This is a genomic window from Pseudomonas sp. NPDC089401, from assembly GCF_044749485.1.
Classification (GTDB): domain Bacteria; phylum Pseudomonadota; class Gammaproteobacteria; order Pseudomonadales; family Pseudomonadaceae; genus Aquipseudomonas.
On the sequence record NZ_JBIVIA010000031.1, the window covers coordinates 1 to 1,123 of the forward strand.

Annotated in this window: 1 protein-coding gene; it reads left to right on the forward strand. The window is 63.0% G+C overall.

Annotated elements, in window-relative coordinates; genetic code table 11:
- Window positions 1–1,123, forward strand: a 1,123-nt coding sequence (bamA, locus tag ACIP21_RS28675; RefSeq protein WP_400694981.1) for an outer membrane protein assembly factor BamA, incomplete at both ends; no start/stop codon positions are given.

Genomic DNA, 1,123 nt, shown 5'->3' on the forward strand with positions numbered 1-1,123 from the left:
TCAACGGCCTGCAGCGGGTGTCCGCCGGCAGCGTGTTCGGCGCCTTGCCGCTCAACGTGGGCGACCAGGCCGACGACCGTCGCCTGGTGGATTCCACCCGTTCGCTGTTCAAGACCGGTTTCTTCCAGGACATCCAGCTGAACCGCGATGGCAACGTGCTGATCATCAACGTGGTCGAGCGCCCGTCGGTGTCGAGCATCGAGATCGAAGGCAACAAGGCGATCAGCACCGAAGACCTGATGAAGGGCCTGAAGCAGTCGGGCCTGGCCGAAGGCGAGATCTTCCAGCGTGCCACCCTCGAAGGCGTGCGCAACGAGCTGCAGCGCCAGTACGTGGCCCAGGGCCGCTACTCGGCCGAGGTCAACGCCGAGGTGGTGGCGCAGCCGCGCAACCGTGTGGCGTTGAAGATCAAGATCAACGAAGGCACGGTCGCCGCCATCCAGCACATCAACATCGTCGGCAATACCGTGTTCGGCGACGAGGAGCTGCAGCAGCTGTTCGAGCTGAAGACCACCAACTGGCTGTCGTTCTTCAAGAACGACGACAAGTACGCCCGCGAAAAACTCTCCGGTGACCTCGAGCGCCTGCGCTCCTACTACCTGGACCGCGGCTACATCAACATGGACATCGCCTCCACCCAGGTGTCGATCACCCCGGACAAGAAGCACGTCTACATCACCGTCAACGTCAACGAGGGTGAGAAGTACACCGTGCGTGACGTGAAGCTGTCGGGCGACCTCAAGGTGCCGGAAGACCAGGTCCAGTCGCTGCTGCTGGTGCAGCCGGGCCAGGTGTTCTCGCGCAAGGTGATGACCACCACCTCCGAGCTGATCACCCGCCGCCTGGGCAACGAAGGCTACACCTTCGCCAACGTCAACGGCGTGCCACAGCCGAACGACCAGGACCACACGGTCGACATCATGTTCGTCGTCGACCCGGGCAAGCGTGCCTACGTCAACCGCATCAACTACCGCGGCAACACCAAGACCGAAGACGAAGTGCTGCGCCGCGAAATGCGCCAGATGGAAGGCGGCTGGGCCTCGACCTACCTGATCGACCAGTCCAAGACCCGCCTGGAGCGCCTGGGCTTCTTCAAGGAAGTCAACGTCGAGACCCCGGCCGT